Below are 22,881 nucleotides of genomic sequence, written 5' to 3' on the forward strand. Positions count from 1 at the left end.
TTAGATCCACAGCTTCTTAACGTCGCGGCCGCCGTAGATCAGATTCACCATTGCGCGGGTGACCATGATGGCAGTGAACATCGAGGTGAGAATACCCAGGGACATGGTCACGGCGAAGCCCTTCACCGGGCCGGTGCCCATGGCGTAGAGGATGCCGCCGACCAGCAGCGAGGTCAGGTTGGCGTCGATGATCGCGGTGAAGGCCCGGTTGAAGCCCTCGTGGATCGCCCGCTGCGTCGACATGCCCGCCGCCAGTTCCTCGCGTATCCGCGAGAAGATCAGCACGTTGGCGTCCACCGCCATACCCATCGTCAGTACGATACCCGCAATACCCGGCAGGGTCAGGGTCGCACCGAGGATCGACATCAGCGCCACCAGCATGACCATGTTGAAGGCCAGGGCAACGGTGGCGATCACGCCGAAGAAGCGGTAGATGAGGATGATGAACAGGGAAACGAACAGCATGCCGTAGAGGGATGCGTCGATACCCTTGGCGATGTTGTCCGCACCCAGGCTCGGGCCGATGGTGCGTTCTTCAGCGAAGTACATCGGTGCAGCCAGGCCACCGGCGCGCAGCAGCAGCGCCAGTTCCGAGGACTCGCCCGGAGCGTCCAGACCGGTAATGCGGAACTGGTTGCCCAGCGGCGACTGGATGGTCGCCAGGCTGATGATCTGCTTCTCTTCCTTGAACGCCGGAACAGCGACTTCCTGCTCGACGCCGTCGACGACCTGCTTGGTGTAGCGGGTGATCGGCTTCTGCTCGATGAACACCACGGCCATGCTGCGGCCGACGTTGTTGCGGGTCGCACGGTTCATCAGCTCGCCGCCGTGACCATCCAGACGGATGTTCACCTGCGGACGGCCGTTCTCGTCGAAGCTGGCGCTGGCGTCGGTGACCTGGTCACCAGTGATGATCACGCCACGCTCCAGGGTCGCCGGCGGACGACGCGGCTCGCGGAAATCGAAGGTCTCGGTGGAGGACTTGATCGCATCCGGCTCGGCGGCCAGGCGGAACTCCAGGTTGGCGGTCTTGCCGAGGATACGCTTGGCTTCGGCGGTGTCCTGCACGCCCGGCAGCTCGACGACGATGCGGTTGGCGCCCTGACGCTGTACCAGCGGCTCGGAAACGCCCAGCTCGTTCACGCGGTTGCGGACGGTGGTGAGGTTCTGCTTGATCGAGTATTCGCGGATTTCAGCCAGCTTGGTGGCGGTCATGGCCAGGCGCAGGACCTGCATGCCATTGCGCTCGCTCTGGGTGGCTTCGAAATCGCGGAAGTCCTTGGCGACGATCGACTTGGCCTTGTCCAGGTCGGCTTCTTCGGTGAAGCCCAGCTGGATGCCACCGTCCTGCACAGGCAGGCTGCGGTAGCGCACGCGCTCCTTACGCAGGGCGCTCTTGACCTCGTTCTCGTACACCTTCAGGCGGGCGTCGACAGCCTTGTCCATGTCCACTTCCAGCAGGAAGTGCACACCACCGGACAGGTCGAGACCCAGCTTCATCGGGTGGGCGGCGATATTACGCAGCCAGTTCGGGGTGGTCTGGGCCAGGTTCAGGGCGACTACGTAGTCGTCACCCAGCGCGCGACGGACGATGTCCTTGGCCGGCAGCTGGTCTTCCTGCTTGACGAGTCGGATCAGGCCGCTGTTCTTGCCCAGCGAGCCCGCCTTGACGGCAATGCCGGCATCGGCGAGCGCCTTGCTGGCCTTGTCCACGTCGGCCTGGGTGACCTGCAGCGCGGTGCTCGCGCCACTGATCTGGACGGCCGGATCGTCCGGATAGAGGTTGGGTGCGGAATAGATGAAACCGACGGCCAGGACCGCCAGGATCAGCAGATACTTCCACAGGGGATACTTGTTGAGCATGACACCGCCCGTTATGACGCGGGGCGCATCTTGCGCCCCGTCGGTTGGGTTTCTGGGTGGAGGATCAGATCGCCTTCAGGGTGCCTTTCGGCAGGGTCGCGGCGATCGCAGCCTTCTGGAACTTCAGCTCGACGTTGTCGGAAACCTCGACGACGACGAAGTCCTCGGCGACCTTGGTCACCTTGCCGGCGATACCGGCGGAAGTGACGACTTCATCGCCCTTCTGCAGGCCGGACAGCAGGTTCTTGTGCTCTTTCGAGCGCTTGGCCTGGGGACGCCAGATCATCAGGTAGAAGATGACCAGGAAACCGACCAGGAAAATCCACTCGAAACCGGTGCCAGCAGGGCCGGCAGCAGCGGCGGGGGCTGCGGCGTCAGCGTAGGCAGCGGGGATCAGAAAACTCATTGGAAACTCCTGTCACAAAGCTTTTTCGATAGGAAAGGTCAGTCCGCCAGCGGCGGCACGGGAAGGCCGCGCTTGGCGTAGAAGGCGTCGACAAAGTTCGCCAATGTACCCTGTTGGATTGCCTCGCGCAAACCAGCCATAAGCCGCTGATAATGCCGCAAGTTGTGGATGGTATTGAGCATGCTGCCGAGCATTTCGCCGCACTTGTCCAGGTGGTAGAGGTAGGCGCGGGAGAAGTGCTTGCAGGTGTAGCAATCGCAGGTCGGGTCCAGCGGAGACTCATCGTGCTTGTGCACCGCGTTGCGGATCTTGATCACCCCGGTGTCAACGAAAAGGTGGCCATTGCGCGCGTTGCGGGTGGGCATGACGCAGTCGAACATGTCGACGCCCCGGCGCACACCTTCCACGAGGTCTTCGGGTTTGCCCACACCCATCAGGTAACGAGGTTTGTCAGCCGGCATGTGCTGCGGGAGGAAGTCCAGCACGCGGATCATCTCTTCCTTGGGCTCGCCCACCGACAGGCCGCCGATGGCCAGGCCATCGAAGCCGATTTCCTGCAGGCCCTCGAGCGAGCGCATGCGCAGCTCTTCGTGCATGCCGCCCTGGACAATACCGAACAGCGCCGAAGGGCTGTCGCCGTGGGCAGTCTTCGAGCGCTTGGCCCAGCGCAGCGACAGCTCCATGGAGCGCTTGGCCACGTCGAACTCGGCCGGATACGGGGTGCATTCGTCGAAGATCATCACGATGTCCGAACCCAGCGCGCGCTGCACGGCCATGGACTCTTCCGGGCCCATGAAGACCTTGGCGCCGTCGACCGGCGAGGCGAAGTACACGCCCTCCTCCTTGATCTTGCGCAGCGCACCCAGGCTGAACACCTGGAAACCGCCCGAGTCGGTGAGGATCGGCCCCTTCCACTGCATGAAGTCATGCAGGTCGCCGTGCTTCTGGATCACTTCGGTGCCCGGACGCAGCCACAGATGGAAGGTGTTGCCGAGGATGATCTGCGCGCCGATGCCCTCGATGTCGTGCGGGAGCATGCCCTTCACGGTGCCGTAGGTGCCCACCGGCATGAACGCCGGGGTTTCCACCACGCCGCGGGGGAAGGTCAGGCGGCCGCGGCGGGCCTTGCCCTCGGTGGCCAGCAGTTCGAATTTCATGAAGCTCATGGATCAGTCCTCGGGGCCGCGCGGTGCCGGGTTGCGGGTGATGAACATGGCATCGCCGTAGCTGAAGAAGCGATAGCCCTGCTCCACCGCCGCCGCGTAGGCGGCCATGGTCTCGGGATAGCCGGCGAAGGCGGAGACCAGCATCAGCAGGGTGGATTCCGGCAGGTGGAAGTTGGTGACCAGGGCGTCGACCACGTGGAACGGCCGCCCGGGGAAGATGAAGATATCGGTGTCGCCGCTGAACGGCTTGAGCACGCCGTCACGGGCCGCGCTCTCCAGCGAACGCACGCTGGTGGTGCCGACGGCGACCACGCGACCGCCGCGCGCCTTGCAGGCGGCCACGGCGTCGACCACATCCTGGCTGACTTCCAGCCATTCGTTGTGCATGTGGTGGTCTTCGATACGCTCCACGCGCACCGGCTGGAAGGTGCCGGCACCGACGTGCAGGGTGACGAACGCGGTGTCCACACCCTTGGCGCGGATCGATTCCAGCAGGGCCTCGTCGAAGTGCAGGCCGGCAGTCGGAGCAGCCACGGCACCGGCGCGCTCGGCATAGACGGTCTGGTAACGCTCGCGGTCGGCGTCTTCATCCGGACGGTCTATATAAGGCGGCAGCGGCATGTGGCCGACACGTTCCAGCAGCGGCAGCACGTCCTCGCTGAAGCCCAGCTCGAACAGCGCATCGTGGCGCTGCAGCATCTCGGCCTCGCCACCGCCGTCGATGAGGATCTTCGAACCCGGCTTGGGGGATTTGCTGGAGCGCACGTGGGCCAGCACGCGGTGGCTGTCCAGCACGCGCTCCACAAGGATTTCCAGTTTGCCGCCGGAGGCCTTCTGGCCGAACAGGCGGGCAGGGATTACCCGGGTGTTGTTGAACACCATCAGGTCACCCGGCTTGAGGAAGCCGAGGATGTCAGCGAATTGCCGGTGGCTGAGCTCGCCGCTCGGCCCATCCAGCACCAGCAGACGGCTGGAGCGGCGTTCAGGGAGCGGATGGCGGGCGATCAGCGCCTCGGGCAGGTCGAAATGAAAGTCAGCGACGCGCATGGGGGAGCTTTCTCGAAGGGGCGCACATCTTACTGGATATGCCGATTTCTGACCATGCGAGCCGATTGACCGGCGCAGAGCGCCTCCCTATACTGCCGCGCCATTGCCTCGGTGGCGGAATGGTAGACGCGGCGGATTCAAAATCCGTTTCTGGCGACAGAGTGAGAGTTCGAGTCTCTCCCGGGGCACCACCACATCGTTCGGGCAGTTCTGCTGAACTGCCCGAGCCCACAAGAAACCGGCCTCAGGGCCGGTTTTTTGTTGTCTGCGATTTGCCCGGCCGGTTTTTCGCCGGGACATTGTGATCGCATCAGGAACAGGAACCTGTCGCGGTCTTGCTGACGTAGGCACGCCCGGTCGCACTGACATTCACTACCCGTTCCTGGGCACCGGCCGTGGGCGCGGAGCGGCAGACGGTGACGCTCGCCTGGGTATTGCCCACGCCGCTGGGCTGGAAGTCGATCCTGGCGACACTTGAAGTGACCTTGAATCCCGTCGGTGCCGCGGGATGCTTCTGGATCACGGTGGAGCCGGCAATCACTATCCAGCCCTGTTCCCAGCCGCCCGAGCCGCAACTGGTGCCATTGCTGGATACGCACAGGCTGGTCACCGAGTTGCGCTTGATCGCTTCGCTGCGCCCCATGGCAACCCCCGCCACCAGGTCGTTGGCACTGGAGGCGAGTTTGCCGGAGAGGGTCGCATCGCCAAGTGAAGGCACGGCGATGCCGACCAGGATTGCCAGGACCGCAAGGGTCACCATCAGCTCCAGCAGGGTAAAACCGCTGGCAGCACGCCGGAAGCTCAGGTTCATGGCCGGCCCTCCTATCGCTCGATATCCCAGAACACCCAGGACTTGGGCTGAGGACTGGTGCCCGGCGCGGTCGGCTCGGAGACCTTGAGTGGCGAATCCGCAGAACCGCCGATGATGAAGTCCCTCAGGCTGCCGTCGTCGAGTTGTACGCGCCCTGCCACGGGTGACGGCGGCAGGCCGCCGCCGGAGATGACGCCGAAGCGCTGGTCGCCGGTGCCTGCTGCGTTCAGGTAGCTGATGTTGTAGACGCGCGCCGTGCCCAGGCTGGAGCAGCTGGTGGGGCTGGCCACGGCAGGCTGGTGGGTGCTGAAGGTGATGTTGTTGTAGAGCAGCAGCGCCGAGGTCACCACCTGCTCGGTGGATTGCAGGCCCAGGTACCAACCTTTGGGGTAGGCCGCGACCTGCGTATTGGTAGGCGTGGCCGTGGAGGTAATGGGCAGCAGCGAGCTGTTGCAGATCAGGTTGGCAGCGCAGGTGGCGTTCTCCAGGGTCAGCCAGTTGACGTCGCTGGGCTTGTCGCGCAGGGCATAGAAGCGGTTCGCCACGCTGGCGGCGGAGGTATAGGTGAGCAGCGGCTTCTCGCGGTCGCCGGAGCCCAGCAGGATCACATACTCGCCGTTGACGGAGGCCACCTCCGGGCCGTAAAGGAACTTGCGGTTGGCCGTACAGGAGGTTGCCGTCGCGCACCCCAGCGAGGCGATCTTGGTCAAGGTCCAGTTGGCCGGCGGGGTGCTGCCGATGGCGCTGAAGGCATCGACGCCGGAAATCCGGTAGACGTTGCCCCCCATGTCGGAGGCATAGCCATAGGCGATCAGGCCGCTGCTGTTGGTGACCAGGGCGACGCTGCCGACGACTCCGCGATCAGTGTCGAAGGTCTTCAGCAAGGTACCGGTGTCAGCATCCAGCAGATAGATGTGATTGCCCTTGGAGGACGTCGTGCAGGTATTGGGATCGGCGTCCTCGCACGGGTCGTAGCCACCGCCCATGGCCAGGATCGTCGAGGCTCCGCTGCCGTAGCCTTGCGCCAGGACGGGAACGGGCGTCGCCCAGGTTTGCCCCATGCCGCTCAGGCCGGTGCCGCAGCCGGTGTCATTGGCCATGTTGGGACAACCGACCTTCCACTTCAGGGTCGGGCTGGCCGGGGTGGTGACGTCAAAGGCATAGAGCGAGCGACCGCCGCGGCGCATGGCGGAATAGATCCAGGTGCTGGTGCCCTGCTGCACCACGGAAACCGAGCCGTCCATGCCGTAGTCCTTGGGCTGCGGCGTCGGCGTCCCCGTGGTATGGCCGGGGAAGCTGATGGTGGTGGTGTTGTCACGCAGACGCTTGATCCGCGGGTAGAACTCCGGCGGCATGAACGACCAGATTTCGCTGCCGGCCGAAACACCCGCAACGGTGCCGCTGCGGTTGCCATTGATGGCGTGCAGCAGCCCGTCGTTGGCGCCGTAGTAGACCACCACCAGGGGTGAGGACGTGGTGCCGTAGTTGACTGCCGCGGGGCGCGAGTGCACGACGTCACCATGCACCGACGAGCGCATCTCGGTGACGTTGGCGTTGAGGTTCTCATCCTGATTGTCGGCGCCGATGGCCCAGCCGATCAGGTTGGTCCGCTCGGTGGCGTCTGCCGCCCCCAGCAGGGCCTGGGTGACTGCCGTGTTGGCGGTGTTGAAATTGGTGAGCACCGTGCAGGTCGTGGGGTTGCAGGTCTTCATGGTCCGCGAGCTGGCCTGGCGCAATACATAGGCCTGGGCGCCCTTCTCGACGATGTTGCCATCGGGATAGTTGGACACGTCGGAGCCGGTCACGGTCAGGCAGTTGCCCTGGGGCTTGAACGCCCAGTAGTTATCCAGTGCGGTGGGCGTCCAGAAGCTGCGGGCGCATTCGGTGATGAAACCGGTACCGCTGTTGATTGCACTGTTGCCGTCGGCATCCACCGTGGTGAGCTGGCTGCTGACCACGCCTACCTTGTATTGCTTGAGGTTGCCGGGCCAGCGCGGGAAGGAGTCGGAATCCGGACGGAACATGCCGACGAATACCTGGTTCAGGTAGGTGCTCTGCGAACTGACGCTGATCGGCAGGGTGACGGAGGCGAACACGCTGTTGGTGGCCTGGATCTCGGAGAAGATGGCATTCAGCGCATCGGAAATCTGCGTGCCACTGGCCGTCACATCGAAGTACTTGCCACTGCTGACGTTGGCCATGCTTTTCAGCAGGGCGGTCCAGCCCGGCCCCTGGCCGGTGGTGACCTTGTTGATATCCACGGTGTAGGTGGTGATGGACTGGGTGCTCTTCTTCATGAAGCGCGCCCACTCGTCGGCCATGTTGTCCTGCGAGCCGCTGGGGGAAATGGGAATCGCCGTGGTGTTGCCCCCGGCGGCGGCCAGGGCGCTGGTGGCCTGCTTGATATCGTTGCTGTTGTCCTGCGCCGCGCCATTGCTGATGTAGATGATGAAGTTCTTCGCGCAGCCGGCGACGATCGGGTTGTTGTAGGTGGTGGCGTCCTTCGACGCCAGGGCGTTGCCACTCAGGGCATAGATGGCGTTGGATGCCGTGGTTCCGCCGACGTTGCCGGTGAAGTCGGTCTTGGCCTTCTGATTACCGGAGTTGGGCGTGCCCGCCGAGTAATACAACCAGGCCTCCTCCATCGCCTTGCTGACCTTGCCGCCGTTGGACTTGTCGCTCCCCACGTCCAGGCTGCTGACCAGCGTCTGGTACTTGGGTTTGGTCGAACTGTCGAGCAGACGCATGGCGGCACGCACGTAGGCGCCGTCGTCCCCCTTGTTGCCGCTACCGGTCTCGCTGAACAGCATCAGGCCGACGCGGAACTTGTTCACCTGCAGCCCGTTGACCACCGAGGCCAGCGCGGTCATCTCGTTGCTGAACGGCGTATTCCAGTTCGCGGTGTTGTCCAGAATGATCAGGACGTTGGGCGCGTCCGTGGCACCTGTGGGAGTGCCGACGAACAGGTCGATGTCCTCGGCGCGGACGGCCGACTGGGCGACGCACAGGAAGCAGAGGGCGAGTATCCGCCGGAGCGTTCCGGCCTGGCAGCTCTTGTTCATGTTCATGCTCCGCACGCAGCGATCTTCTGCGAATCGGTCAGGCGCACCCGCACCCCGGAACGCACTCTTACCGAAGTGCCGGTCACGGCGTCGGTAACGTTGGCGTTGAGCCCCCAGACGGTGTCCCACCCCGTTGAGCACATGGCTGCCTGGCCACCCCCACAGACCAGATTGGAAGGGCTCGGTCTGGCGCTCATGCATACCGGCGACGCCATGGAAACCTGGTAGTCGGTGGTGCCGTCGTTATTGATGTCGACATTGAGCTGCTCGGCCGTCGGCGCGGCGGCGAAGGCCGAACCGATGACCCGCTGAATACCGACATCGGCTGCCGCGATGGCCTCGTTACGGAACTGCATGTTGCCCACTGCCTTCAGATTGGTACCGCTGAGGTTGTAGGCGCTGCCGACCATCAGCATCAGCATCAGCAACATCACCAGGGCAACCACCAGGGTCGCACCCTCCTGGGCTTTCGAATTGCGCTGCGTCGTCATGGCGTCTGCCTCCGACGGGATACGTTCACCAGCGTGGCGCTGGAGGTGAACAGGTGCCGTTTGTAGCCATCGGTGAACGGGCCCAGGGTGGAGCCACCCAGGGCGTAGGTCTTGTCCGAGGTGTAGCCCGCCGTCGGCGTGCGGGTACGGGCCAGGATGTAGAGCCGGGCTTCCACCACGTTCGCCAGCTGGGCCACCGTGCAGGAACCGGCCCCGCAATGGACGAAGGCGCCATCGGGCGAGCCATCGCCCCGGTTGGTCACGGTGACCCGGGTGTTGGGGTCATCCCAATGCGGCGCCGACAGGTAATCGGTCGGATCATTGGACTTGCTGAGGCTGTCGAGGCCGAGCTCGACGCGGAAGGCCTCGATCCCCTCGATCAGAGGCACAGCCGCCTGCAATGCGTTGGCCGGCGTAGCCCCAGCGGAAAGATCGAAGGTGGAGCGCATCAGGGTCGGGATGCCATCGCCCGCGCTCACCGCGTAATCACGCACGTAATACAGATCGATGACGAACCTGCGACGCTCGGCGATGGTCAGGCAATTGAGGTTCGTCAGGGTGAAGCCGGTGGTATCCAGCACAAAGGCCCCGAGGGTCTCGTTCTTGCAGAAGGACGACTGGAAATACACCTTGCCGGCCGCCAGTGCATCGCAATTGCCAACGCCCGGCGAGCAGGTATCGGCATGCCGCACCACCAGCACATCGGAGTTGCTCGCCAGGTTGGTGACTATTGCCGAACAGCCCGGCGGTACCGCGGAGAACGTCTGCGCCACGATGCCGATGGAATTGATCCTGTCCTGCTGCGTCCAGGTCGAAAAGGCCGAACACACCGGCGGCAACGCCGTCGGATAGTCGGCGGGCGGATCGGTCGCGGTCAGGTCATCGAACTGCGGAACGTAGCCATTCCAGAACCCCGCATGGGCGAGGTCTTCCTGCAACAGGCCGACGGCGAAGCGGCCGTTCTCGATCAGCGAGTTGGTCTGGGCCATGTCGTCGCCGGTCCGGCGCAGGTTCAGGTAGAGCGTCAGCACCGCGACCATGATCAGCAGGCTGATGGTCATGGCGACCATCATCTCAACCAGGGTGAAGCCCCGGAGGCGGGAGACGCCGCTCATAGCGAGGCGACCCGTACAACCGTGGTGACCACGCGCCGGCACAGATCGCTGGTGCATCCGGAGCCGCCGTTGTAGCTGCCACTGCCGCACGCCACGCTCGAAGGTGGTGCCGAGATCGGCGACATGCCCTGCCAGGCCACGGTGATCAGGTACTGATTGCTGCCCAGCGACTCGATGCAGCCGCGCCCGCCGAGCATGGCGCCGGCCTTCACGCTGCCGCCGCCCACTTCCGCCGCGCCCTGCAAGCTGTTGCACCAGTCGGCGAGATCCGCCTGCTGGCGAGTCCCGCTGCTGGTCGGACAGGACATCCCCGCGCCCACCGGCGAACTGCTGCCGGTGACATAGCTGGAAGAATTCTTCGCGTTGGCATTCATCCTGCCGGAAATGTCATTGAGCAACAGCAGCGCCTGGGCGCGCTGATAGGACTCCATGTCCGACAGCTGCATGCGCATCTGCAGCTTGGCCAGGCCCAGCAGGCCCAGCGAGATGATGAGGATGCTGACGAGCAGCTCGATCAGGGTGAAGCCGCGTTGCCGGGAGGTCATCATGGTGATCACCACTTCGCCGATGGCGTCCGGGTGCCGTCGCTGCCCAGGGTCAGGTTGCCGTCACTGACCTGAGCGCCGCTCGGGGTGAAGGTAATGGTGAAAGTCGGCGGCGTGCCGCTGCCCACGGTGATGTCGTAGCCGTAGTTGCCCGACACCTCACTGGGCAGCGCATAGCCACCGCTTTCCAGCGCCGATTTGCTGGCGTAGGCGCGGTTGGCCAGCAGGTACTGCTGCTGGCGGTTGGCGATATCCATCATCTGAGCCTGGGCCGCGGACCGCTTGCCCCGGATGACGTACTGCTGATAGCTGGGATAAGCGACTGCAGCCAGGATCGCCACTATCGCCGCCACCACCATCAACTCGATCAGGGTAAAACCACGGGAACTAACAGGCATTATCGGAACTCTCTTTGCCGGGGCCTTTTTCAAAGACTCTATTAGTTAAATGGCGAATCGCCACCCCGCCGACACGGTAATTCAATACCAGTCGTCGCCGACGCATCGGTGTATATAAAACTAGTTAACGAAAAGATAGCCAAATCCCGAGCGCCAAAATACCAACACCCCTCTGAATGCGGGATATTAGCGCGGAACTTTCAACTCAATAAATTCAATAAAATCAGCAACTTAAATAAAATAAATGAAACATTAAAAGCAACTCAAAAAACAACCCAACGAACAACCCTTAAATTCATGAAATATACGTTAATAAGTTGTGAAAAAAACGTAATTCAACACTCGAAATAGCGCATTTCAAGTTAACAGAATCAGCACTGATAACTTATTAAACAGCACCTGCCCGCAACAACGAACGATAACTCATTGCATCTTTAAAACTATGCTTATCCGACTATTCATCAGCTAACTATCGAGTCAATTGACCCCGGAACAGGAACAGCGGGTTGATCACCAACCGCTCCACAGGCCGGAAAATTATCCCAGCGCCTCGCACCACTCGCCGCAACAGCCACGGCAAGCCAGCATCAGCCCCCGAATGACCGCTCCTGCAGTGCCTGGACAAATGCCGCCAGCGGCATCGGTCGATCGAAGAGATACCCTTGCAGCACCTCCACGCCGCGCCGGGCGAGGTAATCCTGCTGCTCCCTGGTTTCCACGCCCTCGGCGATGATCATCAGGTCCAGTTTGCCGCACAGCTCGACGATGCTGTCCAGAACGTGCGAAGACAGCGCATCCACGCCGATCATCGCGACGAAGCTCTTGTCGATCTTCAGCGCGTCCACCTTGAAGCGATGCAGGTAGGCCAGGCTGGAGTTACCGGTGCCGAAGTCGTCGATGGCCAGCTTGACGCCCAGGCCATGCAGGTTGTCGAAGAGCTCGTCGGTCACCTCGCTGGAAACGATCAGCTCGCGCTCGGTCAGCTCCAGCGTCAGCTCCGGTCGATGGGGCAGGAAGCGCGCCTGGAAATCCCGGCAATCACCGAACAGTCCCGGCTCCGTGCAATGCCCGGCGCTGATGTTGAAGCTCAGGTGGAAGCCCTCGCCCAGCAGCTGACCGTAAGGCGCCAACCCGTCGGCGACCTGGTGGAACAGCTCCCGGGTCATCGGCACGATCAGACCGGATCGTTCGGCCATGGGGATGAACAGGTCGGGACCGACCATGCCTTCCAGGGGGTGAATCCAGCGCATCAGCACTTCCGCGCCGACCCAGCGGCCATCCCGGGCGTCCACCAGCGGTTGCAGGTAGGGCACGAATTCGCCTGCCAGCAGCGCACGCTCCAGCTCCAGGCTGGGCGTTGCCGAACGCCCCCAGAGCCAGTAGCAGGCCATCCCCGAAACCCCGCCCAGCATCAGCATCAGGGCGACCAGAGGCAGCGAATCCTCGCGGATGTGCTCCCACTGCGCGCCCTCCGGGAAACCGCCGATGACCCTGTAGGGGAATTGCCCGGAGGCCAGTTCGACATGCCCCAGGGGCAGACGCGCAGGGTCACCGTCGAACACCCTGCCCTGCTCGTCCATCCACTGCCGGCCGACCTGCAACTGCAGATCACTGCGCTGATCGACCAACTGCAGGGTATTGCTCAGGTAACGGCCGTCCACGGTCGCCAGGGCAGCGTTGCTTCCCTCCACGCGACGCAGGATCAGCAGGGCGTAGTCGGGCGTCACCGAATTGCCCGCCATCATCCTCAGCCGGCCATTCACGTAGAGGCTGGGGTCCAGGCGCTCATCGAACTCGCCGAACAGCGAGGTGCAATAGATGTCGTCATCGCGAGTGAGGTTGACCGAGCGGACGAACGGTACCACCGCCACCTGCTCGCGCAGCACCTGCGTCGCCTCGTCACAGGGCTCGTCGGCGTGCAGAAGTGCCGCGCGGGCCGCTCCCGCGGCGTTGCCCAGCATCACGTCGAGCAGCCGCAACGCTTCGTTCGAGGCGGCACTCGCCTCGACACTCAGGCTGCGCAAGGCCTGCCAATAGATGATGGCGCTGCCCAGCAGCAACGGCAGCAACGCCATGGAAATGGAAAAGACCAGACGGGGCAGCAGCCGGCGCCGGGTGTAGCTGCGAAGCGGCATCCTTGTTCCTTGCTCGGCGGCGCCGCGACCTGCGACGCATTGCCACTCCCTCGTCGGCAGTGGCGTGGATAGAGCTTAGAACAGCCTCCGCCGCCGGGCGCCGCACGGCGGAATCCGTATAATCCCCGCCCCATACATCCTGATCGCCACAGAAGACGCTCATGCCCAAGCCGCAGCAGCTCCAGCCCGTGGGAGACTTCCCGCCCGCCACGCTCCTCCGTCGCTTTGCCGCGATGTTCTACGATTTCCTGCTCTGCGTGGCCTTGCTGATGGTGGTGACGCTGGTCTACCAACAAGGCTTCCTGCGCCTGATCTATGGCAGCGAGAAGCTCCGCCTGCTGGCCGACCAGGGTGCACTGACCGGCGACCCGCTGCTGTCCAGCCTGCTGTTCATCAGCGTATTCGCCTTCTTCGCGAAGTTCTGGACTTACAGCGGCCAGACTCTGGGCATGCAGGTCTGGGGCGTTCGAGTACAGAACGCCAACGGAACGCGCATCACCCTGATGCAGGCGCTGCTGCGCTTCGTCATTGCCATCGCCTCCTGGGGCTGTGCCGGCCTTGGCTTCCTCTGGATGCTCTGGGACAAGGACAAGCGCACCTGGCAGGACCGCTACTCGGAAAGCGTGGTGATCCAGATACCCAAGGCGGTGCGCAAGGCAACGCAGGGCCGGGGCTGAACCCCGGGGCAATAAAAAAGCCGGCGATTGCCGGCTTTTTTGTGGACGCAGAGTCTACCCAGCGAAAGGACTCATCCTGCCCGCTTCAACAGCAGCGCGCCAAGGAAGGCGCAGATCGCCGCCGGCACAAGCACCGCCAGCAGCGGCGGGAAGTTGAATACCTGGCTGGACGGACCGAGCAGGTCCTGGGCGATGCGGAAGGTGAAGCCCACCAGCACACCGGTGAATACACGCTGACCGAGGGTCACACTGCGCAGCGGGCCGAAGATGAACGAAATCGCCATCAGCACCAGCGCGGCGGTCACCAGCGGCTGCAGGATCTTGGTCCAGAACGCCAGCCAGTAGCGGTTGGAGCTCAGGCCCTGGTCCTGCAGGTAATGGATGTAGCTCCACAGGCCGGTGATCGACAGCGCCTCCGGCTCCATCACCACGGTATTGAGCAGCTGCGGGCTGAGCTGGATGTTCCAGGTCTCGCTGGGCTTGCTCACGACCTCACTGCGCTTTTCAGCCGCGTGCAGCACCGAGGTGGTCACGTCCTGAAGCAGCCACTGGTTGTTTTCGAAGACCGCCTGACGGGCAAAGCTCGCACTCTGCAGGCGACGGTTGTCGTCGAAGTTGTAGCGGGTCACGCCCAGCAGCACGCCATCCGGGCGCACCACGTTGATATGGATGAACTCATGCCCCTGGCGGTGCCACAGGCCCGACTTCGAGCTCTGCGAGCCGTTGCCGCTCTGAGCCAGGGCGCGACCGCTCTGGGCAGCGGTTTCGGTGTAGGGAACCACGTACTCGCCCACCAGGATGCCGACGAACATCAGCACCAGCATCGGCTTCATCACCGCCCAGACGATACGCTGCAGCGACACGCCAGCGGCACGCATGATGGTCAGCTCGCTGTTGCTGGCCAGGGTACCCAGGCCCACCAGGCAGCCGATCAGCGCGGCCATGGGAAGCATGTCGTAGCCACGGCTCGGCGCGGTCAGCAGAACGAACTTGAGCGCCTCGCCCAGGGTGTAGGTGTCGGTGATCTGCCCCAGCTGGTCGACGAAGGCGAACAGCTCGGCCAGCCCGAGGATCACCCCGAGCACCGCGAGAATGGAAACGAAGACGGTCGTGCCGATGTAACGATCCAGCTTACGCATGCTTCAGCTCCCCGCCGGACTTCGCGCGCAGGGCGGCCAACTTCAGACGCAGCGGTTCCCAGTACAACAACAGCAGGCCGATGGCCAGGAATATCCCGTGGATCCACCACAGGCCCAGGGCCATGGGGATCTTGCCCTTGTCGAGCATGCCGCGCCCGGCGATCAGCAGGGCCAGGTAGGCCATGTACAGCAGCACCGCCGGCAGCAGCTTGAGGAAGCGGCCCTGGCGTGGGTTCACCCGCGACAGCGGTACCGCCAGCACGGTCACCACGAACACCAGCAGCGGGATGGACAGGCGCCACTGCAGCTCGGACTGCATGCGCGGGTCGGCACTGCCCAGCAGGTCGGCGGTGGGGATCGCGTCGCGGTCGTCGATCTCGCTGCTCACTTCCGGTTTGGGCAGGAGCGCTGCGTAGGTGTCGTACTTGATTTCGCGGTAGTCGGCCTGGCCGGGCGTACCGTCGTAGCGGTACCCATCCTTGAGGATCAGGTAGCGGCTGCCGTCGGCATGGATTTCCTGCACGCCGGTAGTGCCGACCAGCACCGAAGTGCCGCCGTCCTTGCCGTTGCGCGGGCGGTTCTTGTCGGAGATGAACACCCCGCCCAGCTCGGTCCGTTCGTTGGCCAGGGTTTCGGTGTAGGTCACCCGCGTGCCATCACGCATCGACTGGAAGCGCCCGGGAGCCAGGGTGTCGAATTCGGTCATCGCGTCCTGTTTGTTCAGCAGCAGCTGCATCTGCGTGATGCCCTGGGGCGCCAGCCAGATACTCAGCCAGGCCACCAGCAGGGCGATGAACAGCGCCGGCGCCAGGGTGATGGCGAGCAGACGCTGCTGGCTCATGCCGGTGGCGGTGAGCACGGTCATCTCGCTGTCCAGGTACAGGCGGCCATAGGCCAGCAGAATGCCGAGGAACAGGCCCAGCGGCAGGATCAGCTGCAGGAAGCCCGGCAGACGCACGCCCATGATCATGAACAGCGAACCCGGATCGAGCAGGCCTTGGGCCGCCTGCGCCAGGTACTTGATGAAACGGCCGCTCATGATGATGACCAGCAGCACGGCGCTCACGGCGCTCATGGTGATCAGCACTTCACGGGACAGGTAACGGAAGACAATCAAACCGGACACTCCAGGGTTGTCACGCTCAGGCGGCTACGCTCAAACTAGCCGCCGTGAAGCATTGCCGGGTGCGCGCGGACGCGACCCAGCGCAAATAGCCGGCATTATCCTGCGATTCGCCAGGCCTGTCACTGCGCAGTCCATCTTCATTCGCAGACCCTTCAAGCTCTTTGTCCCGGGGACACTCAGCCATGGAATTCCTTGTAAAAAGCGTAGGTCCGGAAACTCTCAAGACCGCCACCCTGGTCATCGCCGTGGGTGAAGGCCGCAAGCTTGGCGCCACTGCCAAGGCCGTCGACGAAGCCACCGGCGGTGCCATCGCCAACCTGCTCAAGCGCGGCGATCTGGCAGGCAAGGTGGGCCAGACGCTACTCCTGCAAGATTTACCCAACATTAAGGCCGAGCGCGTCCTGCTGGTCGGCGCCGGCAAAGAGCGTGAACTCTCCGACCGCGCCTACCGCAAACTGGTTTCCGCCGTCCTGGGCAATCTGAAGAACCTGGGCGGCACCGATGCCGTCCTGGCCCTGGGCGACCTGGCCGTGAAAGGCCGCAACGCCCACGGCAAGGCCCGCCTGCAGGTGGAAACCCTGGCCGACGGCACCTACGTCTTCGACCGCTTCAAGAGCCAGAAGGCCGAAGCGCCGAAGCTGAAGAAGATCACCCTGCTGGTCGACAAAGCTGACGCCGCGGTCGTCGAACAGGGCGCCCGGGAGGCCCAGGCCATCGCCAACGGCATGGCCCTGACCCGCGACCTGGGCAACCTGCCGCCGAACCTCTGCCACCCGACCTTCCTCGGCGAGCAGGCCAAGGCGCTGGGCAAGGAATACAAGGGCCTGAAGGTCGAAGTCCTCGACGAGAAGAAACTGCGCGAACTGGGCATGGGCTCCTTCCTCGCCGTCGCCCAGGGCAGCGACCAGCCGCCGCGCCTGATCGTGCTGCAGTACAACGGCGCGAAGAAGAAGGACGAGGCCCCGCACGTGCTGGTCGGCAAGGGCATCACCTTCGACACCGGCGGCATCAGCCTGAAGCCCGGCCTGGGCATGGACGAGATGAAATTCGACATGTGCGGCGCCGCCTCCGTGTTCGGCACCTTCCGCGCCGTGCTGGAGCTGCAGTTGCCGATCAACCTGGTGGGCGTTATGGCCTGCGCCGAGAACATGCCCAGCGGCGGCGCGACCCGTCCGGGCGACATCGTCACCACCATGAGCGGCCAGACCGTCGAGATCCTCAACACCGACGCCGAAGGCCGCCTGGTACTGTGCGACGCGCTGACCTACGTCGAGCGCTTCAAGCCGCAGTCGGTGGTGGACATCGCCACCCTGACCGGTGCCTGCATCGTCGCCCTGGGCTCCAACACCTCGGGCCTGATGGGCAACAACGACGCGCTGATCAAGCAACTGCTCAAGGCCGGTGAAGTCGCCGACGACCGCGCCTGGCAGCTGCCGCTGTTCGACGAATACCAGGAACAGCTCGACAGCCCCTTCGCCGACATCGCCAACATCGGCGGGCCGAAGGCCGGCACCATCACTGCCGGCTGCTTCCTGTCGCGCTTCGCCAAGAAGTTCCACTGGGCGCACCTGGACATCGCCGGTACCGCCTGGATCAGCGGCGGCAAGGACAAGGGCGCCACCGGGCGTCCGGTGCCGCTGTTGACCCAGTACCTGCTGGACCGCGCCAAGTAATGGCACAGTGCAATCTGCCGAAGGGATCGAACGCATGACCCGGGTCGACTTCTACGTCATTCCCAGCGCCGATCCCGACGCACGCCTGACCATCGCCTGCCGCCTGGCCGAAAAGGCCTGGCGGCAAGGCATGCGCATCTTCGTGCTGTGCAGCGACGAGGCCCAGCGCGATGCGCTGGATGCCCGGCTGTGGAACTTCCGGGGCGAAACCTTCATCCCACACAACGCGGTGGAAGAAGACGCCGACTCGCCGATCGTACTCGCCCTCGGCGAGCCGCCGGAGAGCCACCGGGACCTGCTGATCAACCTGACCCTGGCCATTCCCGCCTTCGTCGACCGCTTCAACCGGGTCGCCGAACTGGTGATCGAGGAAGCGGCGATTCGTCAGGCCGCTCGGGAGAATTTCCGTCGCTACCGCGAGCAGGGCTATCCTTTGCAGGACCATCGCCTGCCGCGCCCTTGAGAGCGTCTGAGCCAAGACCATGGACAACCACAAGCCCCCGCGCGACCCCGACCACCTGCTGGAAGACCTGAAGAAGATCCAGGACCTGCTGGACGAGTCGGGCGCCGAGCCGCCCCTGCTCACCGAGTCCTTCGAGCCGGACAACATCCCGCTGCTCTCCGACGTCGTCACACCTGCGCCGCAGGCTTCGGAACCTGTCGCTGCCCAACCCGCCGCGCCGCAAGCCTCACCGGCGGCCAGCGAGCTGCACCGCCTCGACCTGGAGCTGCGCGCCGCGGCCCAGTTGATCCTGCAGGACGTCCTCGACGACTTCGCCCCGCAGATCGAAGCCGAGCTGCAACGGCGCCTGGAGGCGCGGATGCAGCGTTTGCTGGCGCAGCGCAAAGGCTGACACCTCGCCCCAACGCTTCGCCCGACCCACCGTGCCGCTGCGGGCCAATCGCGGACGGAGTCCGCTCCTACGCCCAAATCAACGCCCGCTCCTACAAGGCGAGTTCAGCGCTGGGTGGTTCGCGAGCAAGGACTAGGCGTCCCCCTCGGTCCTACGAAGAGCCACGCCACTCTGGCTCTGGCTCTGGCTCTGGCTCCCAAAAGGCTTCCAGAGAAATATCCGCACGCGCCGAATGCCCCGTTCAGGAGGCCTCGTTGAAGTGGAGTTTCAGGGGTTGAGCGGCATGGATGCCGCGAGAGCCGCGATGGGCCAGGGATGGCCCTTCGTGGGGGGACGCCTAGTTCGTGCCCCTGAAACTGCGCTTCAACGAGGGTATTTTTCGCCCCAAGCGAAAAACCGGATGGAGGGGCAAGCCTTCTTGGTTACTTCTTCGGCGCTTGGAAGAAGTGACTCGCCGAGGGGCGAAATGAGAAGCTCGAGCGCACGCCGAAGCGACGCGAGAACACCCAAGCCCAAGCCCGCAGCATCCCAACAGGTGCCAGCCCCAGCAGTCGCGCCGGGGCATGCGCCGGCCTTGCCGGCGGATCGCGGGCAGAGCCCGCTCCTAAAGGTGGGCATCGGCGCGATCACCATCCGGAAGCCCCGGTGGCCTCATCTCCCCGCCTCCCGCTATACTCAGCGGTTTTCCGTCTAGCCTTATCAGGGTCCCGCCGCGCTCATGGACAAGACCTACCAGCCCCACGCCATCGAATCCCACTGGTACCCCCTCTGGGAGAAAGAGAACTACTTCGCCCCGCAAGGTTCCGGCGAGCCGTACACCATCATGATCCCGCCGCCGAACGTCACCGGCAGCCTGCACATGGGCCACGGCTTCAACAACGCCATCATGGACGCGCTGATCCGCTACCGCCGCATGCAGGGCCGCAACACCCTGTGGCAGCCGGGCACCGACCACGCCGGCATCGCCACCCAGATGGTGGTAGAGCGCCAGCTGGCCGCCCAGGGCATCGCCCGTCACGATCTGGGCCGCGAGAAGTTCCTGGAGAAGGTCTGGGAGTGGAAGGACCAGTCCGGCGGCACCATCACCCGCCAGATTCGCCGCCTGGGCTCCTCCGTGGACTGGTCGCGCGAGCGCTTCACCATGGACGACGGTCTGTCCAATGCCGTGAAGGAAGCCTTCGTGCGCCTGCACGAGGACGGCCTGATCTACCGCGGCAAGCGCCTGGTCAACTGGGACACCAAGTTCCACACCGCCATTTCCGACCTCGAAGTGGAGAACCACGACGAGAAGGGCCATCTCTGGCACCTGCGCTACCCGCTGGCCGACGGCAACAAGACCGCCGACGGCAAGGACCACCTGGTGGTCGCCACCACCCGTCCGGAAACCGTGCTGGGTGACAGCGCCGTCGCCGTGCACCCGGAAGACGAGCGCTACGCCGCGCTGATCGGCACCTTCATCGACCTGCCGCTGGTGGGCCGGCGTATCCCGATCATCGCCGACGACTATGTCGACCGCGAGTTCGGCACCGGCTGCGTGAAGATCACCCCGGCCCACGACTTCAACGACTATGAAGTCGGCAAGCGCCACGACCTGCCGCTGATCAACATCTTCGACAAGGACGCCGCCGTCCTCGCCGTCGCCCAGGTGTTCAAGCTCGACGGCAGCGTCAACCCCGACCTCGACGCCAGCCTGCCGGCCACCTACGCCGGTCTCGACCGCTTCGTCGCGCGCAAGCAGATCGTCGCCGACTTCGAAGCCATCGGCCTGCTCGAGAAGATCGACGACCACGCGCTGAAAGTGCCCAAGGGCGACCGCTCCGGCACCGTCATCGAGCCCTGGCTGACCGACCAGTGGTACGTCTCCACCAAGCCGCTGGCCGAACCTGCCATCGCCGCCGTGGAAGACGGCAGCATCCAGTTCGTGCCCAAGCAGTACGAAAACATGTATTTCAGCTGGATGCGCGACATCCAGGACTGGTGCATCAGCCGCCAGCTGTGGTGGGGCCACCGCATCCCGGCCTGGTACGACGACGCCGGCAACGTCTACGTCGGCCGCAACGAGGCCGAAGTACGCGCCAAGCACAACCTGGGCAACGCCAACCTGCGCCAGGACGAAGACGTCCTCGACACCTGGTTCAGCTCGGGCCTGTGGACCTTCTCCACCCTCGGCTGGCCGGAACAGACCGACTACCTGAAGACCTTCCACCCCACCGACGTGCTGGTGACCGGCTTCGACATCATCTTCTTCTGGGTTGCGCGCATGATCATGCTGACCATGCACCTGATCAAGAATGGCGATGGCACCGCGCAGATCCCGTTCAAGACCGTCTACGTTCACGGTCTGGTGCGCGATGGCCAGGGCCAGAAGATGTCCAAGTCCAAGGGCAACGTGCTCGACCCGCTGGACATCGTCGATGGCATCACCCTCGACGAGCTGCTGGAGAAACGCACCAGCGGCATGATGCAGCCCAAGCTCGCCGAGAAGATCGCCAAGCAGACCAAGGCCGAGTTCCCCGAAGGCATCGCCAGCTACGGCACCGACGCCCTGCGCTTCACCTTCTGCTCGCTGGCTTCCACCGGTCGTGACATCAAGTTCGACATGGGCCGCGTCGAGGGTTACCGCAACTTCTGCAACAAGCTGTGGAACGCCGCCAACTTCGTCATCGAGAACACCGATGGCAAGGACACCGGCGTGAATGGCGAGCCGGTCGAGCTGTCCTCGGTGGACCGCTGGATCATCTCCGCCCTGCAGCGCACCGAGATCGAAGTCGCCCGTCAGCTCGACGCCTTCCGCTTCGACCTGGCCACCCAGGCCCTCTACGAGTTCATCTGGGACGAGTACTGCGCCTGGTACCTGGAACTGGTCAAGCCGGTGCTGTGGGACGAGAACGCGCCGATCGAACGCCAGCGCGGCACCCGTCGCACCCTGGCGCGCGTGCTGGAAACCGCACTGCGCCTGGCGCACCCGTTCATGCCGTTCATCACCGAGGAAATCTGGCAGCGCATCAAGACCGCCGCCGGCAAGTCCGGTGACACCCTGATGCTGCAACCCTGGCCGATCGCCGACGAGGCGAAGATCGACGCCGCCGCCGAAGGCGACATCGAGTGGGTCAAGGCCCTGATGCTGGGCATCCGCCAGATCCGTGGCGAGATGAACATCTCCATGGCCAAGCGCATCGACCTGGTGCTGAACAACGCCTCTCCCGAGGACCATCGCCGCCTGGCCGACAACGAGCCGCTGCTGATGAAGCTGGCCAAGCTCGAGACCATCCGTGTGCTGGACGAAGGCGAAGAGCCGCCGATGTCCGCCACCGCGCTGGTCGGCGACCTGCAGGTGCTGGTGCCGATGGCCGGGCTGATCGACAAGGCTGCCGAGATGGCGCGCCTGGACAAGGAAATCCAGCGCCTGGAAGGCGAGGTCAAACGTGTGGGCGGCAAGCTGTCCAACGAAGGCTTCGTCGCCAAGGCGCCGCCGGAAGTGATCGAGAAGGAACGTGCCAAGCTGGCTGAAGCCGAGCAGGCCGTGACCAACCTGATCCAGCAGCGCGAGAAGATCGCCAGTCTGTAAGCGTCACCACAAGGCCCGCCAACGCGGGCCTTGTGCTTTTTGCTTGTGCTACCTTCAGGCGTATTCCCTGATCCGGTAACCAACATGGACCGCCACCACACCCTGACCCTGCTGGAAAGCTGCAAGCCAGAACTGGCCAACCGCTTCGGTGTGGTAAGGCTGGCTCTGTTCGGCTCGACCGCTCGCGACAACGCAGGACCGGACAGCGATGTGGATATTCTGGTCAGCTTCGACGGCCCTGCGACCTCGGAACGCTACTTCGGCGTGCAGTTCTACCTGGAAGACTTGCTGGGCAACAGGGTCGACCTGGTAACCGAAAAGGCGCTGCGCCCGGAGCTACGCCCCTTCATCGAAGCGGAGGCGGTGAATGTCTGATAGTCCCGAGCGAGTCTGGTATTTCTATGTCGATGACATGATTACCTGTGCGGAGAAGGTCCTCACCTACTGCCAGGGTCTGGACAAGCCGGCCTTCGTCGATAACCCGCTGGTGTATGACGCAACCTTGCGCAACCTGGAGATCATCGGCGAAGCGGCGACGCGCATTCCCGATGATGTCCGCCAGGCATTTGCACAAGTGCCGTGGCGGATGTTGGTCGCGACCCGCAACCGGCTCATCCACGGTTACCTGGGCATCGACAACGACACCTTGTGGAGCATCGTCCGCGACGAGGTCCCGACGCTGCTCGGCCAGTTGCGAGAGCTACGCCAGCAACAGCCTGGGCATCGATAGCGGGCTGCCGCCGAAGCATTCCTCAGCGGAATGACCTTGCGAAGAATGCTCGCTTGGATCACCGCGCCGGTTCGC

20 protein-coding genes and 1 tRNA gene are annotated in these 22,881 nt (G+C 64.0%); 8 read left to right on the top strand and 13 right to left on the bottom strand.

The window, feature by feature from the left end; all coding sequences use genetic code 11:
* The 4 genes from secD to queA form a co-directional block, all read right to left on the bottom strand.
* On the bottom strand, positions 1-1,863 hold the full coding sequence (gene secD, locus J2T47_RS08855) for a protein translocase subunit SecD (RefSeq protein WP_253444836.1): 1,863 nt from the start codon (positions 1,861-1,863) through the stop codon (positions 1-3).
* A gap of 64 nt (positions 1,864-1,927) precedes the next feature.
* Positions 1,928-2,269 carry a preprotein translocase subunit YajC gene (gene yajC / locus J2T47_RS08860; protein ID WP_017522301.1) on the bottom strand — a complete coding sequence of 114 codons (342 nt, stop codon included), beginning with the start codon at positions 2,267-2,269 and terminating at the stop codon, positions 1,928-1,930.
* Between the two features lie 38 nt (positions 2,270-2,307).
* Positions 2,308-3,426 (bottom strand): tRNA guanosine(34) transglycosylase Tgt, encoded by a 1,119-nt coding sequence (tgt, locus tag J2T47_RS08865; RefSeq protein ID WP_138525109.1) that lies wholly within the window; start codon positions 3,424-3,426, stop codon positions 2,308-2,310.
* Between the two features lie 12 nt (positions 3,427-3,438).
* Entirely contained in the window at positions 3,439-4,482 is a 1,044-nt protein-coding gene (gene queA, locus J2T47_RS08870) for a tRNA preQ1(34) S-adenosylmethionine ribosyltransferase-isomerase QueA (protein ID WP_045210558.1), read from the bottom strand.
* Positions 4,483-4,587: 105 nt separating this feature from the next.
* Between queA and J2T47_RS08875 the strand changes: the two genes are divergently transcribed.
* A tRNA-Leu gene (locus J2T47_RS08875) sits at positions 4,588-4,673 on the top strand.
* A gap of 119 nt (positions 4,674-4,792) precedes the next feature.
* Here the strand turns inward: J2T47_RS08875 and J2T47_RS08880 are convergent.
* The 7 genes from J2T47_RS08880 to J2T47_RS08910 form a co-directional block, all read right to left on the bottom strand.
* On the bottom strand, positions 4,793-5,293 hold the full coding sequence (locus J2T47_RS08880; protein WP_253444839.1) for a GspH/FimT family pseudopilin: 501 nt from the start codon (positions 5,291-5,293) through the stop codon (positions 4,793-4,795).
* Positions 5,294-5,304: 11 nt separating this feature from the next.
* Positions 5,305-8,355, bottom strand: a complete 3,051-nt coding sequence (locus J2T47_RS08885) for a pilus assembly protein (RefSeq protein WP_253444842.1) — start codon at positions 8,353-8,355, stop codon at positions 5,305-5,307.
* Positions 8,356-8,357: 2 nt separating this feature from the next.
* Entirely contained in the window at positions 8,358-8,846 is a 489-nt protein-coding gene (locus J2T47_RS08890) for a PilX N-terminal domain-containing pilus assembly protein (protein WP_253444845.1), read from the bottom strand.
* Complete coding sequence (locus tag J2T47_RS08895; RefSeq protein WP_253444848.1) at positions 8,843-9,961, bottom strand: PilW family protein; 1,119 nt, start codon at positions 9,959-9,961, stop codon at positions 8,843-8,845. Before J2T47_RS08895 ends, J2T47_RS08890 begins: the two co-directional genes overlap by 4 nt.
* The gene (pilV, locus tag J2T47_RS08900; protein ID WP_253444851.1) at positions 9,958-10,509 is read right to left on the bottom strand and encodes a type IV pilus modification protein PilV; all 552 of its coding nucleotides are present in this window, start codon (positions 10,507-10,509) and stop codon (positions 9,958-9,960) included. The genes J2T47_RS08895 and pilV overlap by 4 nt, the downstream gene beginning before the upstream one ends.
* A gap of 5 nt (positions 10,510-10,514) precedes the next feature.
* The gene (locus J2T47_RS08905; RefSeq protein ID WP_253444855.1) at positions 10,515-10,904 is read right to left on the bottom strand and encodes a type IV pilin protein; all 390 of its coding nucleotides are present in this window, start codon (positions 10,902-10,904) and stop codon (positions 10,515-10,517) included.
* Between the two features lie 587 nt (positions 10,905-11,491).
* A complete protein-coding gene (locus J2T47_RS08910; RefSeq protein ID WP_253444858.1) occupies positions 11,492-13,039 on the bottom strand; it encodes an EAL domain-containing protein in 1,548 nt (515 codons plus the stop codon).
* 161 nt (positions 13,040-13,200) lie between these two features.
* Here J2T47_RS08910 and J2T47_RS08915 point away from each other — a divergent pair, with 161 nt between their 5' ends.
* Positions 13,201-13,716, top strand: coding sequence for an RDD family protein (locus J2T47_RS08915; RefSeq protein ID WP_253444861.1), 516 nt, complete (start codon positions 13,201-13,203; stop codon positions 13,714-13,716).
* 71 nt (positions 13,717-13,787) lie between these two features.
* Here the strand turns inward: J2T47_RS08915 and lptG are convergent, their stop codons facing one another.
* Complete coding sequence (gene lptG, locus J2T47_RS08920) at positions 13,788-14,855, bottom strand: LPS export ABC transporter permease LptG (RefSeq protein WP_253444864.1); 1,068 nt, start codon at positions 14,853-14,855, stop codon at positions 13,788-13,790.
* A complete protein-coding gene (gene lptF, locus J2T47_RS08925; RefSeq protein ID WP_253444869.1) occupies positions 14,848-15,972 on the bottom strand; it encodes an LPS export ABC transporter permease LptF in 1,125 nt (374 codons plus the stop codon). The genes lptG and lptF overlap by 8 nt, the downstream gene beginning before the upstream one ends.
* A gap of 191 nt (positions 15,973-16,163) precedes the next feature.
* Between lptF and J2T47_RS08930 the strand changes: the two genes are divergently transcribed.
* From J2T47_RS08930 to J2T47_RS08955, 6 genes are all read left to right on the top strand, one after another.
* Positions 16,164-17,654, top strand: coding sequence for a leucyl aminopeptidase (locus J2T47_RS08930; protein ID WP_253444872.1), 1,491 nt, complete (start codon positions 16,164-16,166; stop codon positions 17,652-17,654).
* Between the two features lie 34 nt (positions 17,655-17,688).
* Entirely contained in the window at positions 17,689-18,117 is a 429-nt protein-coding gene (locus tag J2T47_RS08935) for a DNA polymerase III subunit chi (RefSeq protein ID WP_081516047.1), read from the top strand.
* Between the two features lie 19 nt (positions 18,118-18,136).
* On the top strand, positions 18,137-18,508 hold the full coding sequence (locus tag J2T47_RS08940; RefSeq protein ID WP_253444874.1) for a DNA polymerase III subunit chi: 372 nt from the start codon (positions 18,137-18,139) through the stop codon (positions 18,506-18,508).
* A 718-nt stretch (positions 18,509-19,226) separates the two neighbouring features.
* Positions 19,227-22,076, top strand: a complete 2,850-nt coding sequence (locus J2T47_RS08945; protein ID WP_253444879.1) for a valine--tRNA ligase — start codon at positions 19,227-19,229, stop codon at positions 22,074-22,076.
* Between the two features lie 84 nt (positions 22,077-22,160).
* Complete coding sequence (locus tag J2T47_RS08950; protein ID WP_253444882.1) at positions 22,161-22,451, top strand: nucleotidyltransferase family protein; 291 nt, start codon at positions 22,161-22,163, stop codon at positions 22,449-22,451.
* A complete protein-coding gene (locus J2T47_RS08955) occupies positions 22,444-22,806 on the top strand; it encodes a HepT-like ribonuclease domain-containing protein (RefSeq protein WP_253444885.1) in 363 nt (120 codons plus the stop codon). The genes J2T47_RS08950 and J2T47_RS08955 overlap by 8 nt, the downstream gene beginning before the upstream one ends.
* Positions 22,807-22,881 lie beyond the last annotated feature (75 nt).

Origin of the sequence: Pseudomonas nitroreducens (assembly GCF_024170165.1) — a bacterium.
Lineage (GTDB): Bacteria > Pseudomonadota > Gammaproteobacteria > Pseudomonadales > Pseudomonadaceae > Pseudomonas > Pseudomonas nitroreducens_C.